Source organism: Staphylococcus sp. 231237_7MaSpsaltlick (genome assembly GCF_043107035.1).
Map to the genome: position 1 here is coordinate 1 of NZ_JBICNX010000217.1, position 776 is coordinate 776.

The 776-nt window shown below is 23.6% G+C and carries 2 pseudogenes; both read right to left on the minus strand.

Going from position 1 to position 776, the window contains the following annotated elements:
- Positions 1 to 303, minus strand: a pseudogene (locus ACF91D_RS31020) (hypothetical protein); the annotation flags it as partial.
- Positions 290 to 776, minus strand: a pseudogene (locus tag ACF91D_RS31025) (capsule biosynthesis protein CapI); the annotation flags it as partial. The pseudogenes ACF91D_RS31020 and ACF91D_RS31025, both read right to left, overlap by 14 nt.

The following is a 776-nucleotide window of genomic DNA, read 5'->3' on the forward strand; positions in this document are numbered from 1 at the left end:
GTAATATATATATTCTGAGTAAAATATATAAGCAATAATAAATATAACAACAATACATATTATATTTAACACACTTCTTAACTTCTTTATAACTGAAAAATCTAAATTTTCAACGATAAATCTTAACCTTAATCTCATATTAATAAAAAGAATAAATGGTGCAGTTATTGCTATTGCAAAGGTATAATATCCTACATCTTGCGGATTACTACTTCTAACTATTATTATTAAAATTAACCATTTTACAAATGCCACTACTAAATTACCACTAAATGTATATATGATATTACTACGATTTTTCATTTTTAATCACTACTTTGTTATTTATATAATAAATTAAAAGAAATAACGGAAAATAAAATGTTAAGTCATTTAATAAGATATTACCGTTCTGTGCCATAACAAACCCAATCCTTCCGCTAAACAAAGATAGTACATATATCAATTCAATCCTTTTTACTTGAATTAATTTTTTAGTTAAATATATAGCAAAGTAAATAAAACAAATACCTAAAAGTGGAGATAATATAAAACCAAGATATAAATTACTTTGACCAATCATGGGGATTATTTGAGATACTTTGTCATTAAAAAATATTCTTTCATTAAATATTCTTGAACTTGGTATAATATTTATATTTTTCAATATAATATTAGGACCTATTGCCGAACGAAATATGTCTCCCAATAAGTAAAATACACCTTTATTTTGAGTTTCTATTTCTAAGCTAATTGCAACATTATAAATACCTCCAAGATATACTTGCAGTGTATCC